The sequence below is a fragment of the Chryseobacterium sp. CFS15 genome, assembly GCF_031118795.1.
Lineage (GTDB): Bacteria > Bacteroidota > Bacteroidia > Flavobacteriales > Weeksellaceae > Chryseobacterium > Chryseobacterium indoltheticum.
The window spans coordinates 1-26912 of record NZ_JAVHYL010000012.1 but is presented as its reverse complement, the minus strand read 5'-3'; the positions used below and the strand labels follow the sequence as shown (position 1 = coordinate 26912).

Sequence of the window (26912 nt, the reverse complement as noted above, 5' to 3'; positions counted from 1 at the left end):
ATTTTGATGATGCTTTCAACCACATTGTTTTTTTAAAAGAATCAAGTTTAATACTGCTTTCGTACCAATCTATTGTCCTTTATAATGCTTGAAACCAGCCATACATACTTCTCATCTTTTGTATCCCAACCAAGTGCCTCAAATTTATTGCCAAATGGACAGGTCGGAAAATCGGGAAAACCGATGCGGAATATATACCGATCAGGTGACTTATTGAATACTTCTTTTTTCACACGAGGCAGGCCGTATTTGGTTTCCGCATCACTTAAATGATGAATATGTGCATTGTTGGCATTAAACTTTTCTCGTACTTCGCTTGCTTCTACAGTTTCGAGGGCAGAATAGGCATCTACCAAAAATCCTTTGATGTTTTCGCCCGTAAGTGTGATAGCAAACAAGAGTTCACTTCCATCGTTTTCTACATCTGTGCTAAATGTGTACAAATCGTCAATGCTAAAGGCTTCCATCCCAAATCCTTTATTTAGTTGGTCAGAAAACAATTGCTTGTTTTTAATTCTAAACTCGTGTGTATAGCCTTGCCTGTTTAAATCGGCAATGGTGCTTACTAAATCTTTTGGATTGTTCATCATTCTCTTTTTTTATTGAATTAATAATTTTCGTTCAAATGTTGCAGCCTTTCCTTATCTGTTACATCAGCAAATTCTTTTAGCAGAAACTTCAGCTTCGGGTCAATATTGTTTTTACAAAATGGCTTTTGGGGATTGGAGTAATAATAATCAAGTATCTCCTGACGAGAGCGTTTAAAGGCTCCGAACGGAAACACTTGGGTAATGATTTGTTCTGCAAACTCACTTTGTAATTTTTTCAGAATAGCTTTCGCTTCCAATTCTTGATTTGCAGAAAAGGTATAAACAGCCGATCGGTAAAGGTATCTCCTGCCGTGCATAACGGTGCTGCTATGCGTTCTTAAATGTATTTCAATGAGAACTTTAAGTGAAATTTCCTCCGGGTTGAAATGCACAATTACCGCTTCGGAAAAATCTTCCAAACCAGTATTGGTCGCTACAAAACCTTGTTCTACCACTTTTACCCCAATCAACGATTGAAAAATGGCTTCTGTACACCAGTGACAGCTTCCTCCAAATGCTATTTTTTCGTCTGGTTTTTCCATTTTTTTGTTAATCAATTTACTTCAATTTTTTAATTGTGCTTTTCTTATTGCTTCTTCTCAGATGGATCCTCTTCTGTTAATTCATCTATCAAATACCCCAAACGGAGCAGTGCATTATTAGGGTCAGAGCCAAAAATTGAATACTCCACAATGCCGTTTTTATTAACTACTACCCAATGTGGTGTTCCGCCCGCACCATATTCTAAAAATGTAGTATTAAACTTAAAATCCTTATAAAACGGAAAGCGAATAAACAGTTCTTCCTTGTGTTTTTGGAATTGTTCTGCCGGAAAATCTACGCCTTCAAAATTGCTGTGAATGCCCAATACATCTAGCTTTTCGCCCTTTTCATACACATTGCGATTGGCAAAAGGAATGGCTCTGCCCACACATCCCGGACAACCGAAGCTGAATATCAAAATCAATAAGGGCTTTCCTTTGAAATCTTCTTTATCGGGAACAGCATCTCCAAAAATACTTTCCAACGTCCAATCGGGAAGTGGTTCTCCAATACTGATTTGATTTAGGTCTGAATTATTTTCCATCACTATCCTTTTATTGCGTGTAATAAGGTGTGTTGCCCTGTACCGCAAATATTCTTGCCCAAATATCCATTAAAAGCGTACACATAATAATAGTTTCAATTTCGGCTTCGTTAAAATATTTCTTTACTTCGGCAGTTGCGGCAGGCAGTTTTTCATAATCCACATACGAAATGGCGGAAGCATAATTCAGCGCTGCTTTTTCTTTTGCTGAAAAAAGATCACTTTGGTTATACGCCATGATATTATCAACTTTATGAGTATCTATTCCCGTATTTCTTGCATCATTAGTGTGAAAAACCGTGCAATAACTGCACTTGTAGCGAATGGAAGCCCAAAGGCGAACCTGCTCTGCAATTTGACGATCGAGCGGCAAATCGGCATAGCTGAACGAGCCGTATTTTTTGGCAATTTGCGTAGGCAGGTCCAGATAATTGGTTACGTTTCCGTCATAAAGTTTTTTCTTAAAATCGATTTTACCAAAGGACTGGTTGACGATGTTTTTCTTCTCGGTTTTGTTTTTCTCGTTCATATCATTTTGTGCTTTTGTAGTGATGTTTAAAGCCATAAAAATTAGCGTAAATAGTATTAATTTATTCATTGTTTGTTTGCTTTAGATTATTCTTCTCCTGTGTATTTCTCGATAATATCCTGTCTTGCCGGTGTCCATACCGTAATCATTTCGCCGGTGGGCGACAGGCACTCCATATTGTGTTCAAAGTTGGAAGGTACGGTTACTGCTTGTCCGGAATGTACTTGTGTTTTTTGACTGCCGTTTGTGGCTTCAAACTCTCCGGCAGTTACGATGTTCACTTCTTGATTGCTGTGGTGGTGCGTACCGTCAAAGCCTTTGCCACTGAACCATAATTTGGCCACCATCATTTCGTCTGTGTACGAAAGCACTTGTAGTGTTACAAATTCGTTTAGTTTGTACTTTTTATATTGTTTTTCCATTGCTTATTTATTTTAAATTGATTGTTTATTTTTAGGAAAATTAATCAGCATCAGTCCAAAACCTAAAAACATAATGTCTTTAAGCCTATTGGCATTAGGCATAGGCAATCCGTCAACTATTTGTAGCCACCCACCAACCCACCAGGAGCAGGGGTGGTAAACCAAAAACTAATCGTTACCAGAAACATAGCCGTCATACCAAGTGTAGCATAAATTCTAAGTTTTGAAAACCAGATACTTAAAATAATTAAGGCAACGATTATGATTTCCGAAACACCGATAATTTTAGCTGTTGTTGAAACAGACCATATATCATACATCCACGAAGTGAACGGACTGTTTTCTACCAACACCTTAATGCCATTTGCTTCCGGGGGCGTAAATTTTAAAAGTGCTATCCAAAGCAAAATCGCTACCGTTCCTAAAAGTGAGATGTAATATCCAACTTTATATATTTTTGATTGTAAAGTTCCATTCATAGCTTTATTTTTTTTAGTTGATTTTTTATTATACTATTGGCTTACTCCACATCAGGAAGCAAACCGGCGAATTTATCAATTGATATTCAACATAGTTTGAGTCGAGGGCTTATTTTCAGTGGTTGATGTTTCCTGTTTCGTTTTGTTGTTTGCAGGAAAAAAAATATAATTGTTGTTATCATGATAAATAATAATTTATTTATTCTTAAAAGTGCTATTTATTGATAACCACTTCAGTTAAAACTCAAACGCCAAGTGCAGTCCGCCATACAGTTCTGTTCTTTTAGAAAGGACTGAACCGACAACGGGACCAAAAGAAAACCACTTTTTGGGTCTGAAATTAATTTCAGCTTCATTATAAATACCGAAAAAACCATTCTCTCCTTCTTTTTTGGGAATAGTGTAATTCAGTCCTAAATGAAGTGTGAGAAAACGATTGGCATTCCATGAGCCAATCAAGGCTAAATCATCATTAACTTCTGCCGAGTTGATAAATTTATGCGTGTAAGAAAGCCCACCGCCCCATTCTTCATTAACCCAATACGTAACGTGAAACTCTGTTTTGAGCAAGCCTTCCGACAGAGAGGGGGCGTAACTGTATATTATAGATGGACTGAATTCCCAAACACCTTTTTCGAATCCTCCATTTTTTTCTTGTTGTGAAAATCCTGTAAGCGGGAGGCTCAACATAATTAAAAATAGAACTATTTTTCTCATATTATCGTTTTGATCTGTCCAATTATTTCAAGTATATAATTGCTCATGGCATCTTTACAGCACCATATCGCCGCCATCAACCACCAACATACTACCTGTCATAAAAGCAGCCATATCCGATGCGGCAAACAGTACCACCCTTGCAATATCATCCGGCTCGGCAGCCCTTCCTAACGGGATATTTAGCCTGATGTGTTCCAGGGCTTCTTCAGCACTTTTACTGTCGTGCTCTAAATGTTCAACAGCAGGGGTTTGCACCAGTGTGGGCGCCACGGCCAACACACGGATGTTGAATTTGGCAAGGTCACGTGCGAAGGCTTTGGTAAAGCCGTAAATGGCGTGTTTGGATGCTACATAATGTGCTGAGTTGGTAGCCGCTTTAAGACCCGAAATAGAATTCATATTGATAATTACACCGCCATCGGTGTTGTACTGCATCAGTTTTGCGGCCTCTCTTGCGCCGGCAAAGGCTCCACGCAAGTTGATATTCATTAAAAAGTCGTATTCCTTATCGCCAATATCCAGGGCGCTCATTACGGGAAATACGCCTGCATTGTTTACCCAGATGTCGAGGCTGCCCCATTCTTTTTGTGCAAGTGCGGCAATTTCGGTGGCTTTTGCCGTGTCGGCGACGTTGTAGGCAATGCCTATTGTTTTTACTCCGTATGCTTTTGCAAGATCGGCGGCTGCCTTTTTAACCACATCTTCCTGTAAGTCGGTAAGTATTACATTGGCGCCTGCTTCTGCCAGCCGTTTTGCAATGGCCAGACCAATTCCTTGTGCAGCACCTGTTACTACGGCGTTTCTGCCTTTTAAAGAGTATAATTCGTGTAGCGATTTATCAGCGAAATTAATTTTTTGCATAATTTATGTTTTTATTATTTGTTTATCTGTTTTAAATATTGTTTTGATGGATGATTTACTTCATTTCTAAATTCACCAACATCATCTCTGAATTACAAGGTAATCTTACAAAGCTAAAGATCCGGCTTCGGCAACTGCATGGTCGTTTTCTACCGAACTTCCGCTTACGCCTATTGCGCCGATAATTTCTCCCGAAGCATTTTTAAGGGGCACACCTCCGGGAAAGGTAATGAGCCCTCCATTGGAAAGTTCGATATTGTACAGGGAGGCTCCCGGTTGCGATAATGCTCCGATATCGCCCGTATTTATATCGAATAACCTGGCCGTTTTTGCTTTTTTTATGGCGATATCCAAAGAGCCCAGCCATGCACCATCCATCCTTGCAAATGCCACGAGGTGCGCACCGCGATCTACTACTGCAATATTCATTAATGTATCCATTTCTTTAGCCTTTGTTTTAGCAGCGGCTACTATTTTTTCTGCTTGTTCTAATGTAATGTCCATTTTTATATTTTTTAAAAGTGATAAGATTATTCGGCTTCTATTCTTTCTGTTTCGATCACCACGTTTCCGGTTAAGGTTTTGTGTACCGGGCATTTAGCGGCTATTTCGGTTAATCGGATGCGTTGTTCTTCGGTTAGGTTTCCGATAAGCTTCAATTTTTTCGAAAGATGGTCTATGTTTCCCGGCTTTTCAACATCAATCATCAGGTCGTCGCTGTGCTTTTTAGAATAGGTGATGTAGGCATACACTTCCTGCAAGTCCCATCCTTTTCTTTCGGCATACAATTTTACGGTCAGCACCGAGCAAGAGGCCAAAGCCGCACTTAGAAAATCGTAAGGCACTGGCCCCAAATCGTTACCTCCAAAGCTTTCTGGCTCATCGGCAATAAGGCTGTGCTTGCGGGTTTGCATCAAGGTAGTGAATTTGTCTTCCTTTACGTTTATATGCGCCACCAGTTGTTCGCCCTTGGTGTCGAGCATTTCGTTTTCTGCTTCTCCAAAATAACGCTTTGCCCATGTACCAATCATATCCCCCGCATATTGACTGTCTTTGCTACTGGTCAATAAATGATCGGCACCGTCTAAACTGATGAAGTTTTTAGGGTGAAAAGCAGCGTGGTACAACTCACGGGCATTTTCGATACCTACGCTGTTGTCGTGAGGAGCGTGCATGATAAGTAAGGGTTTGCGAAGTGATTTTACAATCGCTAATAAATCCGTTTTGTCAAAATCTTTTACAAATTGGGCATTAATCTTAAAGGGGCGACCTTCAATTTTCACTTCAACAGGCGCTTTGCTTTCCAAATCTACTTGTTCGGAAAACAGGCGTTTCGCATGCGATACTGAAGCAGGCGCACCAATGGTGGCTACTGCTTTAATGTTTTCCAATTGGGATGCCGCCACAATGGCTGCTGCACCGCCCAAAGAATGTCCTACTAAAAGTGAGGGTGCCTTAAAGTGCTCGCCGAGGTAATCACTTACCGAAACAAGATCTTCTATATTGCCCGAAAAATGACTTTCTGCAAATTCGCCCTCGCTGTAGCCCAATCCCATAAAATCGAACCGAACCACGCCAAAACCGTAATTGGTAAGGGTTCTGCTAATGTTTCGCACCGGGGCTAAAGTGCTGTTGCAGGTAAAGCAATGGGCAAAAATGGCGTAGGAATGGGGCTTCTGGTTGGCGGGAAGTTCCAAGTAAGCGCAAAGCTTATTACCTCGTTTGTTAATGATTTCAAGTCTCGTTTTATTCATGTTTTATCTTTTTGTTTCCCGCAGATTTCGCTGATTTTCGCTGATTTCTATTTCTGCGTTATCTGCGGGAGACTATTATAATCCGTTTACTTTCCTAAATATGCCATCCTTAATAGTTGCTACATTAAAATTTACTAAAATGCCCAGTTTTAACTTCGTTATTTTCAAATAAGTCAACACTTGTTTATGATGTACTTCTGCGAGGTTTTCTACGGATTTGACTTCAATAATTACTTTATTTTCTACTAATAAATCTAACCTAAACCCCAAGTCCATTTTAACTTCTTTATAATGAACAGGCACGGGTACCTCACGTTTTACTTGTAGTCCGTGGTTTAGAAGTTCCCATTCCAAAGCAGCCACATAAACGCTTTCGAGCAAACCAGCACCCAACTCATTATAAATATCAAATATGGCTCCTCTTATTTTGTAGGAAATATCGTTTTCAGTCATTGTTTTAGTCTTTTAATTTCCCGCGGATTTCGCTGATTTTATTTTCTGCGTTTATCTGTGTTATCTGCGGGAGATGTTTTTTTTATTTCCCGCTGATTTCGCTGATTTCCGCTGACTATCATTTCTGCGTTTGTCCTGCGTCATCTGCGGGAGACATTAACCTGTTCTGTATGCTTTTTGCAATTCCTGGGGTAAATTTTTAAGCCATTGCGAAGCATTGAAACCTTTCTTTCCTTCGCCATTGAGCTTCGTAAAATACAGATGCTCATCCCATCGGGTTCCAAATTCTAACCTGGCAAGTTTCACAAACTTTTCGTTCCTGCGGAGGCGATGTTTTTGGTGATAGTCTTCGGCAGGCCAGAAATGACTTTTTGGGTCTCCGGCCTCAATCACTTCAGGAGCGTTCTCCTTTCCAATTTCTTTAACCAGGTTTTCTACAACTTGCCGCTGCTCTTCATCAAAAACAAAAAGTAAAGGGCGGTATTGTCCTTGTTTGTTGCCGGGAAAAGACCAAGTCTCGGGATCACCCAGCAATTCTTTATAGCTGATCTTGTCTTTATCGTAGATGACTTTTACAACTTCCGCGTGCCCTTTTATGTCGTGATAATTTGGCTCCAACGTTGGTGCGCCTGCGTAGCCAACACGGGTTTGCACCACCCCGGGCATACTTCCAAAATTAGAATCAGGACCCCAAAAGCAACTCATTCCGAAAATCGTTTGATTTAATTTTCCAGTTTTTACTGCTTCTTCGATTTCTTTAGGAGTTACAAACTTATAGTCTTCAATAAGGTCATCCGCTTTCGTTTTATTATCTGTCATTTTTGTCCTTTTTTTTATTAGTTTAATTCCACTCCAGTTTTTTTCTTTCGTTCCAATAATCTGTTGCGGCAATGCTGTGTTGGTATAACTGATCGATTTCTTCTGTAGTTAATTTAAAATCATTTGCCCGTAAGTTGGCCTGTAAATGAGCCTTGTTGTTTGCACCGCTCAACACCTGGGCGTTGGGAAAATGATCCATACAAAAACGCATGGCAATGGCATCTGTTCCTACGTTATATTTTTTGGCCAGCACCATCAAAAGAGCATACAGGTTTTCATATCGGGGATAGTGTCCATTTGGTATGAGGCGCCCGTTAGCCAACGCTTCTTTTATGATGAGCTGCGGCTGTTGCAATTGGTCTTTTATTTTCAGTACCGAGGTATCCAAAATATTAAAGGTCGATTGGTAGGAGCCGAACAAGGCTTCGCCGTCAACAGTAATTTCAATTGCCTTTTGTAAAACCTCCAGTTGGTTGCTGCCCGTTGTAGTTAGCCCGATAAGGAGGCTGTGCTCTTTTTTGAGTTGATGCAAACGGTGCAAAATTGCATGATTGTCGAGCACGCCCGTGTCGAGTGTTGCCGAGTGTATCTGATAAATTTTCAGATTGGGCAGCAACGTTTGGGAAAATGTCCATTGTTGGTTCAGTTTTTCCAGCGAATGTTCCTTTACCTCGTGTACTTTGGCATTGGGGTCAAAATTGGCCACATAGGTATAGCCCCACTTGGTGGAAACTACAATTTTGGGGTCGTTTTTCTTTTGAAGCCAGCTCGCCAAAAGTTCTTCGGCAAGTCCGTATCCCGGCGAGGTATCAAAAAAGCGGACGCCCCGGTTGTAGGCCTCATCAAGCACCTGATTTCCTTTTTCGATGAATTTATCTGCGGAAAAGGAAACCTCCATATCGGTTTGCTTAATATTGATGTACTGTGGCCGCCCAATGGCTGCAGTACCCAATCCTATTTGGTTTGTGCTTTTCATTTGGTCGTTGTTTTAGAATTTATTTAAATTAGATTCCGTTTAATTTTAAGTGGGAACACTAATACTGAAAAGAAATCTATGACAATTAATAATATGGTGATCAATATTATAGATACAAGGATGGTTGCTTAACTTGATTGCAATTTTAGTCCTGAGTTAGTATATTAGTTTTTGTGAAATAGCAGAATTCGCTAAATGGTTTTTATGAATATCATTTGTATCCATTAACTAAAATTGTAAGTGGTTGGATGATCACTCCTTTTTACTAAGTAATATTATTAAAAGTAATATATATTGTTGAAATGAGTTGAAATTAACTTTTTTTATCAACTTATTTTCTTTGAAGTTAGTGAATTAATTATAAATAGATTAAAAATTCAATAATTTTTTATCAATATTTTAATAGAGTAATGTTATGTTAAATTATCAACTTTGCTTTTATTTTAGAGAATTTACTGATGCTAGACTGGTATCAGTACAATATTTACGGTTTTTACTTTCACTATAATATCCTTTTCCGTTTTTCTAACTGATCTTATGAAGATTTCAATTCTTAAACCGATCAATCTTTCAATTTGCTGGCGGGTGAGAGGAAGTTCACAGGAATATGGTTAGACTTTAAAACTAAAACCTGTAAGACTATATGAGAAAACTACGATCTGAAATTGTGGAAGTTATAAATATAGTGAATGAAAAATAAGAAGAATGGGAGAAACTTCGCTTAAGTTGCATTGTCCTGATCCTATTGCATTCAGATCGTGAAATGAAAATGAGAGAAATTTTTACTAAATAGAGGTCATTCAAAACAATTGAAGCGTCAGAGAACTTACCAGACAGTACAATTCAGCGATATACGACAGACTAGCCTTCAGTAAAGATAAGGAAAAGATAAAACAACTGGCGCAAAAGGACCAATTGTAGAAAAGCCGAACGACGCTGCAAGATCCTATTATTCTTGCAAACTCTTTGGAGGCCAACCTAGGAATTATGAGAAAAACTCTTCAGTTAAATGTGATCCGAAAAATTCTATATCTTCATTTTACTTGTAATGTAATAGGTAAGTTTTATTGTATTTTAAAAGATTTCTTGCAATGATAAAGTGGAAAATAATAGAATTTTCACTGATTATACAGCCTGAGAATCTCCACCAATTCGGGTACAGATCGTATTTTCAGCTTCTCAAAAAGCCTGTTTTTGTAAGTGCTGATCGTCGATGAATGCAAATTAAGTTGATTAGAAATTTCTTTGAGGGGAAGACCTTCTGCAAGCTTATTGGCAATTTGCAATTCACGGTCGGATAGAGCTTCAAAGGGTGAGTTTTTTGTTGCGCCATTTAATGATTCTAAAAACATCGCTTCTTTTACGTCTTCACTTGCATATCGGCCAGTACTAAGCATCGCCGTCAGAGCAGTTTCAATTACTGCACTGGAGCTTTGTTTGCTAAGATAGCCACCTGCACCCATCTTTAGATAACGCATTGCGTACAACTCTTCATCTTGCGAAGAAAAGATGAGAATTTTTAATTGGGGTTTGTGGTTTTTGATGTAATCTATCGCTTCCTGAATAGAACCATTAGGCATATTGACATCCATAATGGCCAGATCCAATTCTTCCTTCAAAATTGCTTTGTACAGTGATTTAAAATCCTCCACTTCAGAGATTATAGCATCAGGTAAGAGGCGTTTGATAGTTTGTATTAAACCCATCCTCACAATACCGTGATCGTCTGCTACAATAATACGAACGTTTACTTTTAAGCCCATTATTCTATAAATTTATGTAAAAAAAGGGAAACTGTAGTGCCTTTATTTGCGGCGGAAATGATTTGGATGTTTCCATGCAGCAAGGATATGAAATTTTTAACGATTTTCAAACTTAATCCGGCTCCTTTCTCGCCAGCAGTACCTTGAAATACGGGGTTATCATAGCTGAAGATTGTAGATAAATATTTTTCATCCATTCCCGTTCCGAAGTCGATCACATTAAGTATGACCTGATCACCTGATGTAACCTCTTGTAAATAAATATCTTGCCCCGGCAAAGAGTATTTAATCGCATTGTTGAAAATTTTGTCTACAACATATTCGAGCAGCAAGTGATCGGTTGTAATAAATGCAGCGGGATCTCCTTTAAAATAAAATTTGATGCTTTTTTCTTTTAATTGAGCAGCGTATTTTTCTTCTAAATGGTAAAAAAGATTCATCACCATAATTTTTACGGGTTTAATCTTAAATTCCCCGTATTGTGTTTTTAGCCAGGCGGTGCTGTCTTGAACGCTTTGCAGATTCTTCCGGGCATCATTTTTTACCTGCGGCAACAATTTAAAAAAATCTTCCTCACTTATAGTTTTTTGCTCCAACGCTTCTATAAGCCACAGAAAATTTCCAAACAGTTCTTTTGAATCATGAGACAATATCGAGATGAGTCCGTTCTTAAAACTGATTTCGTTTTCCAGTTTTTCGATTTTTAATTGTAGTTCGTTGACAAGGTTATTCATAAATTCAGTATCAATACTTTAAAAAAATAGGCTTCGGTATTTTTTTTGGCGTGGTTTATTACTTATTTTTTTTCGATTTCTATACCAAACCATTTTTGAATCATATCAGACAGAATTTGTTTTAATAAAGGTTTGGTTAAGAAGTCTGACATTCCTGCTTGCAGGCACTTTTCTTTCTCACCGGGAAAACTTCCTGCCGTTAGTGCAATAATAGGTATTTCTGTATTTTTTTCCAAGGCTCTTATTTTCTGAGTTGCTTCAATGCCATTGAGATGAGGCATCTGAATATCCATTAAAATAAGATCAGGATTCTCTTTTAGGTATTTTTCAACCGCTTCATTGCCATCTTTTGCCTCGATGATCAAAGCTTGAGGAATAATATCCTTCAAAAAAGTTTTGGTAAGAAGTAAATTGATAGCATTATCTTCAGCAATTAAAATTTTTATTTCGCGCTTACTCACTTCACTTGCTACAGTTTTTATTTTCTCCGGTTCTTTCTTTTTAGAACTCTTTAAGGTGGATAAAAGCTGGTACATCTGTTTCATACGAATCGGTTTTACGAGTCGGTTTTCTATTTCTAATTCGTCACATGCTTCCTGTAAATTAGTATCATCGGAAGAACTGCACAAGACAAAATACGGCGCTGCATGGGTGGCGTCGGGAATGATATCCTTCATTTTCCTAATGGTTTCAATGCCATCCATAATAGGCATGTGATAATCCATAATGATCACATCGAATTCAGACTTCTCCATGATCAGTAGCAAAGCCTTCAGCCCGCTATCGCATTCCGTTACTTCGATATTTTTTCGTTCCAGCATTCTTTTCAGGATTTTTCGGTTGTTTTCATTATCGTCAACAATCAAAACTCTCTTAATATCAGTGAAGTTTACATCATGTTCTTCTTGCTCTGTATCAAACTGAATATCAAAGAAAAAATCACTGCCTTTTCCCTGATCGCTTTCGACTTGTAAAACACTGCCGGCAAGTGCCAAGATTTGGTTGGAAATGGTGAGTCCCAAACCAGTACCACCATATCTTTTAGTAATACTGCCATCTTCCTGTGAAAAAGCATTGAAAATCTCAGCTTGTTTTTCACTGTTAATTCCGATACCTGTATCGCGAACTCCAAACCGGATTTGTTTTTTTTCTTCTTCTAAATCATCTAAAACCTTAGCATATAAAGTAATCTCACCTTCCTCGGTAAATTTTATAGCATTGCTCAAAAGATTGACGAAAACCTGTTTTAAACGCATCTCATCAGTCCATATATATCTAGGAATGGTGTCGTCAATATCGATGAGCATTTCTAATTGCTTATTAGTATTACTGTACGCAACAATATTGAAGGCTTCTGAAACCATTTCCTCGACCTCTACTTTGTCGAGGTTTAACTTAAGTTTTTGCTTTTCTAATTTTGAGAAGTCTAAAATATCATTGATGATGCTGTGTAAAGAAACTCCCGATTGATTGATAATTTCCAAATACTGTCTCTGTGTTTCGTCCAGATTGGTATCCAAAAGGAGTTCTGTAAAGCCGATTATACCATTTAACGGGGTTCTGATCTCATGACTCATATTGGCCACAAACTCCGACTTTAAAACATAGGCCTTTTCTGCTAGCTCTTTTGCTTGCAAGATTTTATTCTCCACGTTTTTTCTTTCGGTGATGTCAACTTCATTTACCAAAAACCATTTCGACGCTTGGTTCACTATTTTATTGACGAAATCTTCCTCTGCTTTATCTAAATTTTTCGCTTCCCTGTCAAATAAATTTAAATGAGCGATAAGATTGTCCTCAAGACCCGGTATAGCATAACTTCTATGAAATTTAAATTTCGATTTCTCAAACTCATAAACCGAAGTTTGATTATCAAAAAGAAATTGAGGATTCTGAGGATATATCTGATTGGGGGACCCATCACTGGAAGCGAGAACATAAACTTGTCCTTCCGAGGCAATACTCATGGTACAAATCTCCATATTAGCCATCTGAGCAGCTGCGAACACTAAAAAATCAAAAACATTGGAATATTTTTTTTTCAATGCATTTAATTTGTCACTATACTGCTGATCCGGCGATTGATTATTGCTATTAAAGTGGTCCATAGAGAAGAGTCTTTTTATAAGATATTGTTAAATTGCCGTAAAGCTATAATAAACATTGATAGAGTAGGTCGTATTTTCTTTCCCGACCAAACTTTGGGCACCGGCAGATGGTATGGTGTATCGTACGTTCAGTTCGCGATCCAAAGCAGGTGTTCCGTTAAAGAGTATTTTTTGGGGTGTTTTGGATAAGGGAGCATTTACAGAACTTCCATCAATGCCAATTTGTAATATGTTGGAATTAATGTCGGTTTGCAGGCCGCCTTTCTTGAAATAATTTTCGTCAGATTTTACATACAGTTCAAAACTCTCATTATTGGACAAAATAATTTGGTTTGGAATCATTTGTGACTGACCATTGGTGTATTGAGCAGCTGTATTAAAATTAAAGTTTACATTTCGCCCGGAACTGGGGATGGTGATCTCCGACCGAGGAAGCACCTTTAGCTGAACAGCTGTATTTTGCAAACTGTTAATTGAATTATCTATACTTATGGCATTAAAGTTCAATTCAAAAGTATAAGTTCCGGCTTCAAAAAAATTGTTCTTAAAATCGTCCGCAGACACATAAAGCTCGGGGGTAAAGCTGTTTCTGTTTCCTGCTACAACACTGAGATTAGCAGGGGAAAAATTCTGAAAATTGGCAGATAAAGCTTTGGTCGTGAGTGTAGATCCATTACTACCCAATTTAATGCTTGCTATATTTCTGGTTCCCGGAACACCTTTCGACGAAGTGAACTGAATATTTGCGGAAGCTTTCGCCCAAAAATTAAAATCAATCGTATGCGCGATTTCCGTATTTTCTAAATTGAATACCTGCGTGCCTGTAGTCCGATAGTTATTCAGAGAAGATATTTCTATGTATTTTGTTAAAGATGTTGTGAGCCATCTGATGGATGACGGAATCACTAAAATTGTTTTAAAATTACGTGGCGTGAAATCATTATAATTTTGAGTGATATCCATGGAGTAATTTCCTGCTCTGAATATATTGGCAGCAAACTGTGCGGCAGGAATTTTAAAAGTGAAATTGATATTTCCCCGATTGAATCCACCGCCAAGAGTTGACACTGACGGTTCAAACCATTTTACAGCGCTTGTACTGAACGACTGAAAACCTGGTAAATAACCAAAATATCCAGTAGACGGTAACTGCCCGCCCATACTTTCTAGCTGCCACAGTAAAACGGAACTGGGTAAAGAAGATGAGGAAGAAGAGTGCGTAAAGGTTGGCCCAGACGTAGAGTTAAATGTAGGAGCTGTTGGTGCAAATCCGAAAAAATTATAATCCCAGTTTGTTCTGTTGGTATTCATTACCCTCGTTGGTAATGAAGTAAATTCACTCCTGTTAAAAATATTATTTTCAGGAATAGAAAGGTAAACATCCTGAGCTTTCGTGGCTGTTGATCCGCAGCACACGGTAAAAATTCCTATTATAAAAGCTCTCATCGTTTTCATATGTCTAAATTTAAAACTTTTTCACCTTTATGGTGGTATCTTTCTTCTTATATTCAAATACTACGGTTTCTGAGTAACCTTCTTTAGTCACCTGAATAGTTTGGTTGGGTTGAGTATAGCTGTACTTGTCATTTTCAATGTAAAGGTCGTATTTTCCATCTTTCAGGAAAAACTCAAACTCATTTTTTTGGTTAACCACGGCAGTGTAGATCGCTCCATCTTCACTTTTTGCGTACACTACTATTCCTGTTACATCCGTTTCCAAAACATCGTAGGCTTGTTTGATTTCTGTTAATTTCCCACTTACTCTGATGTTTTTTACAAGACCCACTTTGCGGTTGATATTTTTATCGACCATAATCACAGGATCCATCATTAATCGTGCACCTGCACTTTCGTTTACCTTCAGTGTGTAAATACCTTCAGGCACATTCTGAAAAACTACTTTTCCGTTCTTATCTGTCAGTGCAACAAAATTGTCCAGTTTCACTATTTCATTTGCAAGAACCACTTCACCTGTTTCCAGAAGTCCGTTGAAATTTTTATCATCAAATAACTGGAATGTCACTTTATGATTTCCAAGAGCCGTAGCTGCGGTAAAATATTTTTTAATCCCGACTCTGAACTGGTAATAACTGCCACTGCTTGCATAAGCAGCCGTAGATTTATAACCTGAAAAATTAAAATAACCTGTGGATGACCAGGAAGGTGAAATTTTATATTCCAGATTACCACTCATATTGCTGTTTAAATTTTTATAAAGTTCCGAATAGGAAGTTCCGGCTGAAAGAGATCCAATCAGATTATTACTAAGCATCTGGAAATTATACGAGGCATATACATTATAGTTAGCGAAATTACGGTCTACATCGTAATAAGAATTTAAATCAAAAACAGTGGTTGCGTTCCACTGGGCTGTCCCGTTTAGGGAAAAAGCTTTATACCTGTAAGACAAGGTTGTTTTCAGGCTGTTGAACCAATCGTCCTTATTGTTCTCTTTTGAATAAGAATATTCCGCCGTCCAGTTTAATCCGTGAGCTCCTAATGTAGTACTTATGTTGGCCTCCATTCTGTAAGAAAAAAGTTCCTGCGATGAATAAAAATTGGCTGTTTTTTGCCTTTCGACCTTTGGAGATAGTAAGAAATTCCACTTCTTTAAAGAAAGTTGGTAGCCTGTTCCGAAAGCTTCTGTACTGTTGAAATAATAACGCAAATTAGCGGTATTCGCAGTCTGGATTGGCGTATTTTGGAAACTCAGAAACTCTGGGTCTACCTGTGAATTCTGATATTGCATAAAAGCACGCTGAGAAGCAGATAATTGTAGGCCTATTCGCTGATTTGAGAAAAAAGATCCTCTTTTGATCCCTGCATAACTTTTGGTGGCAAAAGAATTAATAGATTGTATATCCCATTTCCCGATTTTCCCTTCGTAATTGGCTCCCATTGAAGCTCCTTCGTTTTCATCTCTGTTTACGAGACCTTTTTCGTGGCTGAGACCCACCTCCGTGCGGATCGTGTGTTTATCGTTAACCAAAAAAGAGGTTACTGCGTTTGCCAATTGCGTATCTACGTTAAAGCGTGGGTCATGGTCAAATATATAGGATACTTTCCCATTAAAAGATTTATCATTTCCGAAACCATATTTTGCACCCACTATGGTAGATCCTTCTATTTGTTGGAAATAAGTACCAGCAAGGTTATAATTATTTTCCAATGCAAGAATTTCAATCTGATTATTTTTACCAAATTTGGTAGAAGCTTTCCCACCTCTCCCGAAAACCGGGTAGTCGTAATCGTTACTATTAACATTTCCAAGTCGTAGTACTGTATTTTTTCTTTCCAGCTCCAGCCAGGTATCATATAGATTATAGCGGCCGTCTTCATGATAATAATCTGCACCTATATTGAAACGAGATTTCAAATCTTCAGTCACTCGAAATGCTGTGTTTCCTCTCAATTGAATAAAATTAAAACCTGAACTGTTTTCGTTATAGAAAATTTCCGCAAAATTAGTTCCACTCACCCCCTCGTTTCCACGGGCAACTTGTCTGTTGTTTGATAAAATGACTAAGTATAGCGTGTTACTTCCCACGATTTCATTATTAAGCAGGTCTGTGGCAGTTGCATTAATATTAAATTCCGGGAAAAGCGTATTCTGTTTTCTGACCGCAATTTTGATCTCAATCGTTTGTTTTTCTAAACCTTCCAGAGATACAGTATGTTGTTTTGGCATCATTTCCAAACCATCAGGAATAGATTGCAAATCAATCTTAACGGTTCTTTTGCTATAACCCTGGTTTTCTACAATCAGCATAATTGAGGATTCGGGTGCAGCAGGATTAATGAAATTTTCGTATGTAGCCGTATAAATTGCGATATTTTTATTCTCTTCTTTGTCAGCGAAGAACGAGGCGCTTTCAGTTCTGGTGACCGTTGGGGTGGTATACGAAATCTGGAATTTGATCTCATTGGATATCATTTTCATAAAATCCAAGTTGGCGATCAGTTTCACAGGAAGGTTTTTGGATTGACCAGCTCCTAAGGTAAAGTCATTTTTGGGATAGAAAAGTAAACCCGGATATTTTTCCTGAGGTATGATATTCTGAATAGTAATTTCTTCAGAACTTTTATTCTCAATAACCAAGAAATTAGTGAAAGTAGAACCCTTCTCAACAGCTACACGGTTATTTTCAAAATGAATTTCTATATCCTTCTTTTCCTGCCCAAAGGCAAATGAAAATTGCAGAAGAAAAAGTACAAAAAATAATATTGTTCTTCTTCGGACTGATGTCGGTGTTCCATTTTGTGGTTTCAAGACTTAATTTTAAAATTTAAAGTTTTTTTCGCCTACGCGTAAATCATTGGATCCTGCCATTTTGATAATAGCCACGCCAAGAAAGTTCCCTGAAATGTTCTCCGGTAAAGAAAATTGAACGACCTGATCGGTATTGGGAAGCATAGAGATTGAAATTGCGGGTAATTTTATTTCTTTACCATTGTCGGTATTGGTAAGTTCAAACTCAACGGTGGCATCATTGATGGTATTTCCATCGTTATGGATGCTTACTGCGACTTTTTTGTTTGCTGCACTCTCATTACTTACCTCTGCTATATTGGTAATGTCTAAACTTTTTTTCTGGTTCCCAGGCGGTGTATAGAAGATGTGAAGTCCAACCTCAAATAAGGTAATAATACCAATCCCGTTCTGAATACGTGCCTGATCTGCCTGCTGAGGAAGTTGAGTAAAAAACAACATGCTGTTGGTTACGGTAGACTTTGATGCGTTTGCCGGAATCTGCATGGTTACTACAATTTCCTTTGTACTTTTTGCGGGAACTGTTACAGCGTTTTCCAAGGTAGACAGCCAAGCGGCATTAGAAGTTTTTGAACTGCCTGCTTCAAGATAAACTTTATTTCCGTCTTCTTCTCTAACCCAATCTTTATAGTTGAGATTAAATACATAATCCTTATCCGAGCTGTTTTGAAGCGTAACTGTTTGTGTTACTTTTTCTCCTGGATTACCGGTAAAAAACAATCGCGTAGGCGACATAGAGATACTTTGTGCCAGAATTGAAGAAGACCCTGTAAGAATTAAGAAAATGAAAAGGTGAATTAACTTGCGCATGGTGTAAATTGTTTAAAAATAAAGATTCCCAAAATTACTGAAAACGTAGCTAAAGGAATCTTTAAAGCTGAAAATTTTTATTATAAAGCAGTTGCAGTATAAGTTACTGTTTGCGTGTAAGTTCCCGCTGGTTTACCTAAAATATCAGCAGAAGATGATTTCGCTGCAGGAATCGTGTAATCCAAATTCAGTGTTAATGCGCTTCCAAGTGGAGCATTTGTCACTAAATTTTGATCAGTTGCAGATAAAACGACAGCATTTTTTGTTCCGCCCATTGTTCCGGCAGCTGCAGCAGCTTTGATTGTCAAAACATTTACAGGGATTAAGTTGGTTCCATTCATGAAATTAGCACCTCCAGCTTTTACTTTAACATTAAAATTCTTCGTTGAAGTAACCTTTAGAGAGTTTGCTTTAGTAATCGTCTGATCAGAGTTATAGTCTGCTGCAGTAGCATAGTTGAAGTCAACTGTATTGCCAATTGCCGTACTTCCTGCGTCGATTGAGATCACATCGTTCAGGGTAATGTTTACTGTAGTTGTTGCGGTTGTATTTTGAGCCTGAAGATTGTTAGTTCCTAATATAGTTGCTCCGATAGTTAAGGCTGTGATTACGATTAGTTTTGTCATAATAGTATTATTTTATTTTTATTCCTTGTTTAACTGTTCTCTTTTGAACACTACAAATCTACGGCGGCTCTAAAATTTTCTTTGTAGTTGAAAATGGAAGTTGATGTAGTAAAATAACTACATGAGTTATTCATTTGGGGTAAATAGAAATTGAATGTCTGCTGTCTTTCATTAACGCAATGACAAACAAAGAATTTTAAATACTAATTGTTTTTAGGTTATACAAAGGCGTAAACTTAGCAACGAACTACAAAGTATTTTCAATGATAACAGATTACGGATAATCATAATAAAAAAAGCCCTCAACACTTAGAAAGTGTTGAGGGCTTATATATAGTTGCTGTGTTTTATATATTACTCACTTATTTCAACATTATGCTTGTTACAATTTCGTCTTTAAAATATAATGATAATGATAAAAGGGTGTTTCCAAATTGATCTGATTCTACAGGATAAGACCATGTCATGGAAGTGTAAATATGTGGTTCATGTCCAAAAAGTTCACATATTTCTTTTTTGCTTTTCCCAATAGGGATTTTAAATTTGAAAATATCATTAACAAGAGTTTTTCTTTTTTCTGGACGGGTTTTCCAAAGGATACTATCAAATTGATGATTACCAATTTCAAGTAAAAACAATAGCTTTTTTATTAGATTCGGCATATTATTTTGTAATTATTTAATTATTACCTTAATTTTACTAATCATATTAAAATAGATCATCTTAACATTAATTTATAAGATCTTTCAGAGTTATATCACTTTTAAATTCATTAAAAATTATTTCGTAATGATATAAATAATGTTTTATTATAAAGCAGTTGCAGTATAAGTTACTGTTTGAGTATAAGTTCCGGCTGGTTTACCTAAGATATCAGCAGAAGATGATTTCGCTGCAGGAATCGTGTAATCCAAATTCAGTGTTAATGCGCTTCCAAGTGGTGCATTTGTCACTAAATTTTGATCAGTTGCAGATAAAACGACAGCGTTTTTTGTACCACCCATTGTTCCGGCAGCTGCAGCAGCTTTGATTGTCAAAACATTTACAGGGATTAAGTTGGTTCCATTCATGAAATTCGCACCTCCTGCTTTTACTTTAACGTTAAAATTCTTGGTTGAAGTAACCTTTAAAGAGTTTGCTTTAGTAATCGTTTGATCAGAGTTATAGTCTGCTGCAGTAGCATAGTTGAAGTCAACTGTATTGCCAATTGCCGTACTTCCTGCGTCGATTGAGATCACATCGTTCAGGGTAATGTTTACTGTAGTTGTTGCGGTTGTATTTTGAGCCTGAAGATTGTTAGTTCCTAATATAGTTGCTCCGATAGTTAAGGCTGTGATTACGATTAGTTTTGTCATAATAGTATTATTTTATTTTTATTCTTTGTTTAATTGTTCTCTTTTGAACACTACAAATCTACGGCGGCGCTAAAATTTTCTTTGTAGTTGAAAATGGAAGTTGATGTAGTAAAATAACTACACGGATTATTCATTTGGATTAAATAAAAATTTAATTTCCGCTGTCTTCCATTAACGCAATGACAAACAAAGAATTTTAATACTAATTGTTTTTAGGTTATACAAAGGCATAAACTTGGCAACGAAATACAAAGTATTTATAATGATAACAGATTATGGATAATCATAATAAAAAAGCCCTCAACACTTTATAGGTGTTGAGGGCTTATATATAGTTGCTGTGTTTTATATATTACTAACTTATTTCAACATTATGCTTGTTACAATTTCGTCTTTAAAATATAATGATAATGATAAAAGGGTGTTTCCAAATTGATCTGATTCTACAGGATAAGACCATGTCATAGAAGTATAAATATGTGGCTCATGTCCAAAAAGTTCACGTATTTCTTTTTTGCTTTTCCCAATAGGAATTTTAAATTTGAAAATATCATTAACAAGAGTTTTTCTTTTTTCTGGACGAGTTTTCCAAAGGATACTATCAAATTGATAATTACCAATTTCAAGTAAAAACAATAGCTTTTTTATCAGATTCGGCATATTATTTTGTAATTATTTAATTATTACCTTGATTTCACTTATCATATTAAAACAGATCATCTTAACATTAATTTATAAGATCTTTCAGAGTTATATCACTTTTAAATTCATTAAAAATTAATTTCGTAATGATATAAATAATGTCTTATTATAAAGCTGTTGCGGTATAAGTTACTGTTTGCGTGTAAGTTCCCGCTGGTTTACCTAAGATATCAGCAGAAGATGATTTCGCTGCAGGAATCGTGTAATCCAGATTCAGTGTCAAAGCGCTTCCAAGTGGTGCATTTGTAACTAAGTTTTGATCAGTTGCAGATAAAATGACAGCGTTTTTTGTACCACCCATTGTTCCGGCAGATGCGGCAGCTTTGATTGTCAAAACATTTACAGGAATTAAGTTGGTTCCATTCATGAAATTTGCACCTCCTGCTTTTACCTTAACGTTAAAGTTCTTGGTTGAAGTAACCTTTAAAGAGTTTGCTTTAGTAATCGTTTGATCAGAGTTATAGTCTGCCGCAGTAGCATAGTTGAAGTCAACCGTATTACCGATTGCAGTACTTCCGGCGTCGATTGAGATCACATCGTTCAGGGTAATGTTTACTGTAGTTGTTGCAGTTGTATTTTGAGCCTGAAGATTGTTAGTTCCTAATATAGTTGCTCCGATAGTTAATGCTGCGATTACGATTAGTTTTGTCATGATAGTAAGTATTTTATTTTTATTCTTTGTTTAATTGTTCTCTTTTGAACACTACAAATCTACGGCGGCGCTAAAATTTTCTTTGTAGTTGAAAATGGAAGTTGATGTAGTAAAATAACTACATGAGTTATTCATTTGGGGTAAATAGAAATTGAATTTCCGCTGTCTTTCATTAACGCTAGGAGAAACAAAGAATTTAAAATACTAACTGGTTTTTAGGTTATACAAAGGCGTAAACTTAACAATGAAATACAAAGTATTCAATGATAACAGATTACGAATAATCATAATATAAAAGCCAATTTCTCTATATCGGTATCAATAAATACAAAATCAAAGGCCTCCTGTAGGAAGCCTTCGAACACCAAATCACAAAATATTAATATGAAAAAAATTTACTTATAAAGCAGTTGCAGTATAAGTTACTGTTTGCGTGTAAGTTCCCGCCGGTTTACCTAAAATATCAGCAGAAGATGATTTTGCTGCAGGAATTGTGTAATCCAAATTCAGTGTTAATGCGCTTCCTAATGGTGCATTTGTCACTAAATTTTGATCAGTTGCAGATAAAAGGACAGCATTTTTTGTTCCGCCCATTGTTCCGGCAGCTGCAGCAGCTTTGATTGTCAAAACATTTACAGGAATTAAGTTGGTTCCATTCATGAAATTTGCACCTCCTGCTTTTACCTTAACGTTAAAGTTCTTGGTTGAAGTAACCTTTAAAGAGTTTGCTTTAGTAATCGTCTGATCAGAGTTATAGTCTGCTGCAGTAGCATAGTTGAAGTCAACTGTATTTCCGATTGCAGTACTTCCGGCGTCGATTGAGATCACATCGTTCAGGGTAATGTTTACTGTAGTTGTTGCAGTTGTATTTTGAGCCTGAACATTGTTAGTCCCTAATATAGTTGCTCCGATAGTTAATGCTGCGATTACGATTAGTTTTGTCATGATAGTAAGTATTTTATTTTTATTCTTTGTTTAATTGTTCTCTTTTGAACACTACAAATCTACGACGGCGCTAAAATTTTCTTTGTAGTTGAAAATGGAAGTTGATGTAGTAAAATAACTACACGAGTTATTCATTTGGGGTAAATAGAAATTGAATGTCTGCTGTCTTCCATTAACGCAAGGAGAAACAAAGAATTTTAAATACTAAATTGTTTTTAGGTTATACAAAGGCGTAAACTTAACAATGAAATACAAAGTATTTTCAATGATAACAGATTATGGCTAATCATAATAAAAAGCCAATTTCTCTATATCGGTATCAATACATACAAAATCAAAGGCCTCCTGTAGGAAGCCTTCGAACACCAAATCACAAAATATTAATATGAAAAAAATTTACTTATAAAGCAGTTGCAGTATAAGTTACTGTTTGCGTATAAGTTCCCGCTGGTTTACCTAAAATATCAGCAGAAGATGATTTCGCTGCAGGAATCGTGTAATCCAAATTCAGTGTTAATGCGCTTCCAAGTGGAGCATTTGTCACTAAATTTTGATCAGTTGCAGATAAAACGACAGCATTTTTTGTTCCGCCCATTGTTCCGGCAGCTGCTGCAGCTTTGATTGTCAAGACATTTACAGGGATTAAGTTGGTTCCATTCATGAAATTCGCACCTCCTGCTTTTACCTTAACGTTAAAGTTCTTGGTTGAAGTAACCTTTAAAGAGTTTGCTTTAGTAATCGTCTGATCAGAGTTATAGTCTGCTGCAGTAGCATAGTTGAAGTCAACTGTATTTCCGATTGCAGTACTTCCGGCGTCGATTGAGATCACATCGTTCAGGGTAATGTTTACTGTAGTTGTTGCAGTTGTATTTTGAGCCTGAACATTGTTAGTCCCTAATATAGTTGCTCCGATAGTTAATGCTGCGATTACGATTAGTTTTGTCATGATAGTAAGTATTTTATTTTTATTCTTTGTTTAATTGTTCTCTTTTGAACACTACAAATCTACGACGTCGCTAAAATTTTCTTTGTAGTTGAAAATGGAAGTTGATGTAGTAAAATAACTACACGAGTTATTCATTTTGGGTAAATAGAAATTGAATGTCTGCTGTCTTCCATTAACGCAAGGAGAAACAAAGAATTTTAAATACTAAATTGTTTTTAGGTTATACAAAGGCGTAAACTTAGCAACGAAATACAAAGTATTCAATAATAACAGATTATGGATAATCATAATAAAAAAGCCCCCAACACTTAGAAAGTGTTGAGGGCTTTTTATAAAAATTGTTGCTTACCTTATTATAAAGCAGTAGCAGTATAAGTTACTGTTTGCGTGTAAGTTCCCGCTGGTTTACCTAAGATGTCAGCAGAAGATGATTTCGCTGCAGGAATTGTGTAATCCAAGTTCAGTGTTAATGCACTTCCAAGCGGAGCGTTTGACACTAAATTTTGATCAGTAGCAGATAGAACGACAGCGTTTTTTGTACCACCCATTGTTCCGGCAGCTGCAGCAGCTTTGATTGTCAAAACATTTACAGGGATTAAGTTGGTTCCATTCATGAAATTCGCACCTCCAGCTTTTACTTTAACGTTAAAGTTCTTGGTTGAAGTAACCTTTAAAGAGTTTGCTTTAGTAATCGTTTGATCAGAGTTATAATCTGCTGCAGTAGCATAGTTGAAGTCAACCGTATTTCCGATTGCAGTACTTCCGGCGTCGATTGAGATCACATCGTTCAGGGTAATGTTTACTGTAGTTGTTGCGGTTGTATTTTGAGCCTGAACATTGTTAGTTCCTAATATAGTTGCTCCGATAGTTAATGCTGTGATTACGATTAGTTTTGTCATGATAGTAAGTATTTTATTTTTATTCTTGTTTAATTGTTCTCTTTTGAACACTACAAATCTACGGCGGCGCTAAAATTTTCTTTGTAGTTGAAAATGGAAGTTGATGTAGTAAAATAACTACATGAGTTATTCATTTGGTGTAAATAGAAATTGAATGTCTTCTGTCTTCCATTAACGCAAGGAGAAACAAAGAATTTTAAATACTAAATTGTTTTTAGGTTATACAAAGGCGTAAACTTAGCAACGAAATACAAAGTATTTTCAATGATAACAGATTACGGATAATCATAATAAAAAAAGCCCCCAACACTTAGAAAGTTTTGAGGGTATATATATAATTGCTGTTTTTTTATATTACTCACTTATTTCAACATTATGCTTGTTACAATTTCGTCTTTAAAATATAGTGATAATGATAAAAGGGTGTTTCCAAATTGATCTGATTCTACAGGATAAGACCATGTCATGGAAGTATAAATATGTGGTTCATGTCCAAAAAGTTCACGTATTTCTTTTTTGCTTTTCCCAATAGGAATTTTAAATTTGAAAATATCATTAACAAGAGTTTTTCTTTTTTCTGGACGGGTTTTCCAAAGGATACTATCAAATTGATGATTACCAATTTCAAGTAAAAACAATAGCTTTTTTATTAGATTCGGCATATTATTTTGTAATTATTTAATTATTACCTTAATTTTACTTATCATATTAAAATAGACCATTTTAACATTAATTTCTTAATGATATAACTAATGTCTTATTATAAAGCTGTTGCAGTATAAGTTACTGTTTGCGTGTAAGTTCCCGCCGGTTTACCTAAAATATCAGCAGAAGATGATTTCGCTGCAGGAATTGTGTAATCCAAATTCAGTGTTAATGCGCTTCCAAGTGGTGCATTTGTCACTAAGTTTTGATCAGTTGCAGATAAAACGACAGCGTTTTTTGTACCACCCATTGTTCCGGCAGATGCAGCAGCTTTGATTGTCAAAACATTTACAGGGATTAAGTTGGTTCCATTCATGAAATTCGCACCTCCTGCTTTTACTTTAACGTTAAAGTTCTTGGTTGAAGTAACCTTTAAAGAGTTTGCTTTAGTAATCGTCTGATCAGAGTTATAGTCTGCTGCAGTAGCATAGTTGAAGTCAACGGTATTACCGATTGCAGTACTTCCGGCGTCGATTGAGATCACATCGTTCAGGGTTATGTTTACTGTTGTTGTTGCAGTTGTATTTTGAGCCTGAAGATTGTTAGTTCCTAATATAGTTGCTCCGATAGTTAATGCTGTGATTACGATTAGTTTTGTCATGATAGTAAGTATTTTATTTTTATTCTTTGTTTAATTGTTCTCTTTTGAACACTACAAATCTACGGCGGCGCTAAAATTTTCTTTGTAGTTGAAAATGGAAGTTGATGTAGTAAAATAACTACACGGATTATTCATTTGGTTTAAAATAGAAATTGAATGTCTGCTGTCCTCCATTAACGCAATGACAAACAAAGAATTTTAAATACTAATTGTTTTTAGGTTATACAAAGGCGTAAACTTAGCAACGAAATACAAAGTATTTTCAATAATAACAGATTATGGATAATCATAATAAAAAAGCCCCCAACACTTAGAAAGTGTTGAGGGCTTTTTATAAAAATTGTTGCTTACCTTATTATAAAGCAGTCGCAGTATAAGTTATTTTTTGCGTGTAAGTTCCCCTTGGTTTTCCCAGGAGTACTTTCGATGCTTTTTCCGCCGAAATAGAGTAGGCGATATTCAAAGATTGTTTGGAACCCAAACTTGCATTACTTACCAAAACCTGATCATTTGTTGATAAAGTGACCTCATTCATAGTTCCTACTAAACTTCCGCCAGGTACTGCTTTTACTTGTAATATATCCACTGGAATTGCGTTTGCTCCGCTTACAAAGTTTGCACCTTCAGATTTTACCTTTACATCAAAATTTTTGGAGGAAATAATGACTAAACTATTTGGAACCGTCACATTTTTGGAGGAATTATAATCTTTCGTAGTCCCATAATTAAAATCTACAGTGCCTTCTGAAGCAACAGTTCCTATGTCCATTGCAATAACATCTGCTAAAATAATATTTACTGATGTACTAGCCTGCTCAGAATTTTGTGCCAGAACCTGATCGGTTCCTAAAACGACTGCTCCAATAGTCAATGCTGCGATTGCGATTTGTTTTTTCATGATTTTGGATAAATTAATGGTGCTGTAATAAATATTGTTAATTAAAATTAATTATACTAACAAATGTTTTCACAAATCAAATCTAATAACATTATCTGACATGACCAAAAACCTTTATTGTTATTGATTAAATAATTGTAAGTTATTTTACTATGATCTTTCATTCACAAATGGGATAGATGTAAATTTTTCTGCAAAAGCATGGATT

General features: G+C 36.5%; 30 protein-coding genes. All 30 read right to left on the bottom strand.

Annotated elements, in window-relative coordinates; genetic code table 11:
* Positions 1-47 precede the first annotated feature (47 nt).
* Positions 48-587, bottom strand: a complete 540-nt coding sequence (locus OH814_RS17035) for a hypothetical protein (RefSeq protein ID WP_308828983.1) — start codon at positions 585-587, stop codon at positions 48-50.
* Between the two features lie 20 nt (positions 588-607).
* Positions 608-1132, bottom strand: a complete 525-nt coding sequence (locus OH814_RS17030) for a peptide-methionine (S)-S-oxide reductase (protein ID WP_308828982.1) — start codon at positions 1130-1132, stop codon at positions 608-610.
* Between the two features lie 44 nt (positions 1133-1176).
* Positions 1177-1677, bottom strand: coding sequence for a redoxin domain-containing protein (locus tag OH814_RS17025; protein ID WP_308828981.1), 501 nt, complete (start codon positions 1675-1677; stop codon positions 1177-1179).
* Between the two features lie 10 nt (positions 1678-1687).
* Entirely contained in the window at positions 1688-2275 is a 588-nt protein-coding gene (locus OH814_RS17020) for a carboxymuconolactone decarboxylase family protein (protein WP_308828980.1), read from the bottom strand.
* A 17-nt stretch (positions 2276-2292) separates the two neighbouring features.
* Entirely contained in the window at positions 2293-2628 is a 336-nt protein-coding gene (locus OH814_RS17015) for a cupin domain-containing protein (protein ID WP_308828979.1), read from the bottom strand.
* Between the two features lie 116 nt (positions 2629-2744).
* Positions 2745-3107 carry a DUF417 family protein gene (locus OH814_RS17010; protein ID WP_308828978.1) on the bottom strand — a complete coding sequence of 121 codons (363 nt, stop codon included), beginning with the start codon at positions 3105-3107 and terminating at the stop codon, positions 2745-2747.
* Between the two features lie 237 nt (positions 3108-3344).
* The gene (locus tag OH814_RS17005) at positions 3345-3824 is read right to left on the bottom strand and encodes a hypothetical protein (protein ID WP_279195001.1); all 480 of its coding nucleotides are present in this window, start codon (positions 3822-3824) and stop codon (positions 3345-3347) included.
* A gap of 54 nt (positions 3825-3878) precedes the next feature.
* On the bottom strand, positions 3879-4688 hold the full coding sequence (locus OH814_RS17000; protein WP_308828977.1) for an SDR family oxidoreductase: 810 nt from the start codon (positions 4686-4688) through the stop codon (positions 3879-3881).
* Between the two features lie 105 nt (positions 4689-4793).
* Positions 4794-5192, bottom strand: a complete 399-nt coding sequence (locus OH814_RS16995; RefSeq protein WP_308829067.1) for a heme-binding protein — start codon at positions 5190-5192, stop codon at positions 4794-4796.
* Between the two features lie 26 nt (positions 5193-5218).
* The gene (locus OH814_RS16990) at positions 5219-6442 is read right to left on the bottom strand and encodes an alpha/beta fold hydrolase (RefSeq protein ID WP_308828976.1); all 1224 of its coding nucleotides are present in this window, start codon (positions 6440-6442) and stop codon (positions 5219-5221) included.
* 75 nt (positions 6443-6517) lie between these two features.
* Entirely contained in the window at positions 6518-6895 is a 378-nt protein-coding gene (locus OH814_RS16985) for a GxxExxY protein (protein WP_308828975.1), read from the bottom strand.
* A 156-nt stretch (positions 6896-7051) separates the two neighbouring features.
* Positions 7052-7714 carry a peptide-methionine (S)-S-oxide reductase gene (locus tag OH814_RS16980; protein ID WP_308828974.1) on the bottom strand — a complete coding sequence of 221 codons (663 nt, stop codon included), beginning with the start codon at positions 7712-7714 and terminating at the stop codon, positions 7052-7054.
* A gap of 22 nt (positions 7715-7736) precedes the next feature.
* The gene (locus OH814_RS16975) at positions 7737-8690 is read right to left on the bottom strand and encodes an aldo/keto reductase (protein WP_308828973.1); all 954 of its coding nucleotides are present in this window, start codon (positions 8688-8690) and stop codon (positions 7737-7739) included.
* A gap of 1118 nt (positions 8691-9808) precedes the next feature.
* Positions 9809-10396, bottom strand: coding sequence for a response regulator transcription factor (locus OH814_RS16970; protein ID WP_262696634.1), 588 nt, complete (start codon positions 10394-10396; stop codon positions 9809-9811).
* A 56-nt stretch (positions 10397-10452) separates the two neighbouring features.
* Positions 10453-11187, bottom strand: a complete 735-nt coding sequence (locus OH814_RS16965) for a sensor histidine kinase KdpD (RefSeq protein WP_279195009.1) — start codon at positions 11185-11187, stop codon at positions 10453-10455.
* 62 nt (positions 11188-11249) lie between these two features.
* Positions 11250-13295, bottom strand: coding sequence for a response regulator (locus tag OH814_RS16960; RefSeq protein WP_308828972.1), 2046 nt, complete (start codon positions 13293-13295; stop codon positions 11250-11252).
* Between the two features lie 27 nt (positions 13296-13322).
* Entirely contained in the window at positions 13323-14750 is a 1428-nt protein-coding gene (locus tag OH814_RS16955; RefSeq protein WP_308828971.1) for a hypothetical protein, read from the bottom strand.
* A gap of 10 nt (positions 14751-14760) precedes the next feature.
* On the bottom strand, positions 14761-17565 hold the full coding sequence (locus tag OH814_RS16950) for a hypothetical protein (protein WP_308828970.1): 2805 nt from the start codon (positions 17563-17565) through the stop codon (positions 14761-14763).
* Between the two features lie 9 nt (positions 17566-17574).
* Positions 17575-18375 carry an Fn3-like domain-containing protein gene (locus tag OH814_RS16945; protein ID WP_308828969.1) on the bottom strand — a complete coding sequence of 267 codons (801 nt, stop codon included), beginning with the start codon at positions 18373-18375 and terminating at the stop codon, positions 17575-17577.
* An 80-nt stretch (positions 18376-18455) separates the two neighbouring features.
* A complete protein-coding gene (locus tag OH814_RS16940) occupies positions 18456-19001 on the bottom strand; it encodes a peptidoglycan-binding protein LysM (RefSeq protein ID WP_308828967.1) in 546 nt (181 codons plus the stop codon).
* A gap of 362 nt (positions 19002-19363) precedes the next feature.
* On the bottom strand, positions 19364-19663 hold the full coding sequence (locus OH814_RS16935) for a hypothetical protein (protein ID WP_308828968.1): 300 nt from the start codon (positions 19661-19663) through the stop codon (positions 19364-19366).
* Between the two features lie 147 nt (positions 19664-19810).
* Positions 19811-20356: a peptidoglycan-binding protein LysM gene (locus OH814_RS16930; RefSeq protein WP_308828967.1), complete on the bottom strand. Its 546-nt coding sequence runs from the start codon at positions 20354-20356 to the stop codon at positions 19811-19813.
* A 360-nt stretch (positions 20357-20716) separates the two neighbouring features.
* Complete coding sequence (locus OH814_RS16925) at positions 20717-21016, bottom strand: hypothetical protein (RefSeq protein ID WP_308828966.1); 300 nt, start codon at positions 21014-21016, stop codon at positions 20717-20719.
* A 148-nt stretch (positions 21017-21164) separates the two neighbouring features.
* The gene (locus OH814_RS16920) at positions 21165-21710 is read right to left on the bottom strand and encodes a peptidoglycan-binding protein LysM (RefSeq protein WP_308828965.1); all 546 of its coding nucleotides are present in this window, start codon (positions 21708-21710) and stop codon (positions 21165-21167) included.
* Between the two features lie 399 nt (positions 21711-22109).
* The gene (locus OH814_RS16915) at positions 22110-22655 is read right to left on the bottom strand and encodes a peptidoglycan-binding protein LysM (RefSeq protein WP_308828964.1); all 546 of its coding nucleotides are present in this window, start codon (positions 22653-22655) and stop codon (positions 22110-22112) included.
* Positions 22656-23055: 400 nt separating this feature from the next.
* The gene (locus tag OH814_RS16910; RefSeq protein WP_123885159.1) at positions 23056-23601 is read right to left on the bottom strand and encodes a peptidoglycan-binding protein LysM; all 546 of its coding nucleotides are present in this window, start codon (positions 23599-23601) and stop codon (positions 23056-23058) included.
* A 353-nt stretch (positions 23602-23954) separates the two neighbouring features.
* On the bottom strand, positions 23955-24500 hold the full coding sequence (locus OH814_RS16905; RefSeq protein WP_308828963.1) for a peptidoglycan-binding protein LysM: 546 nt from the start codon (positions 24498-24500) through the stop codon (positions 23955-23957).
* Positions 24501-24862: 362 nt separating this feature from the next.
* Positions 24863-25162 carry a hypothetical protein gene (locus OH814_RS16900; RefSeq protein ID WP_076561716.1) on the bottom strand — a complete coding sequence of 100 codons (300 nt, stop codon included), beginning with the start codon at positions 25160-25162 and terminating at the stop codon, positions 24863-24865.
* 98 nt (positions 25163-25260) lie between these two features.
* Positions 25261-25806 (bottom strand): peptidoglycan-binding protein LysM, encoded by a 546-nt coding sequence (locus tag OH814_RS16895; RefSeq protein ID WP_308828962.1) that lies wholly within the window; start codon positions 25804-25806, stop codon positions 25261-25263.
* Positions 25807-26161: 355 nt separating this feature from the next.
* A complete protein-coding gene (locus tag OH814_RS16890) occupies positions 26162-26704 on the bottom strand; it encodes a peptidoglycan-binding protein LysM (RefSeq protein ID WP_115619918.1) in 543 nt (180 codons plus the stop codon).
* Between the last annotated feature and the right edge of the window lie 208 nt (positions 26705-26912).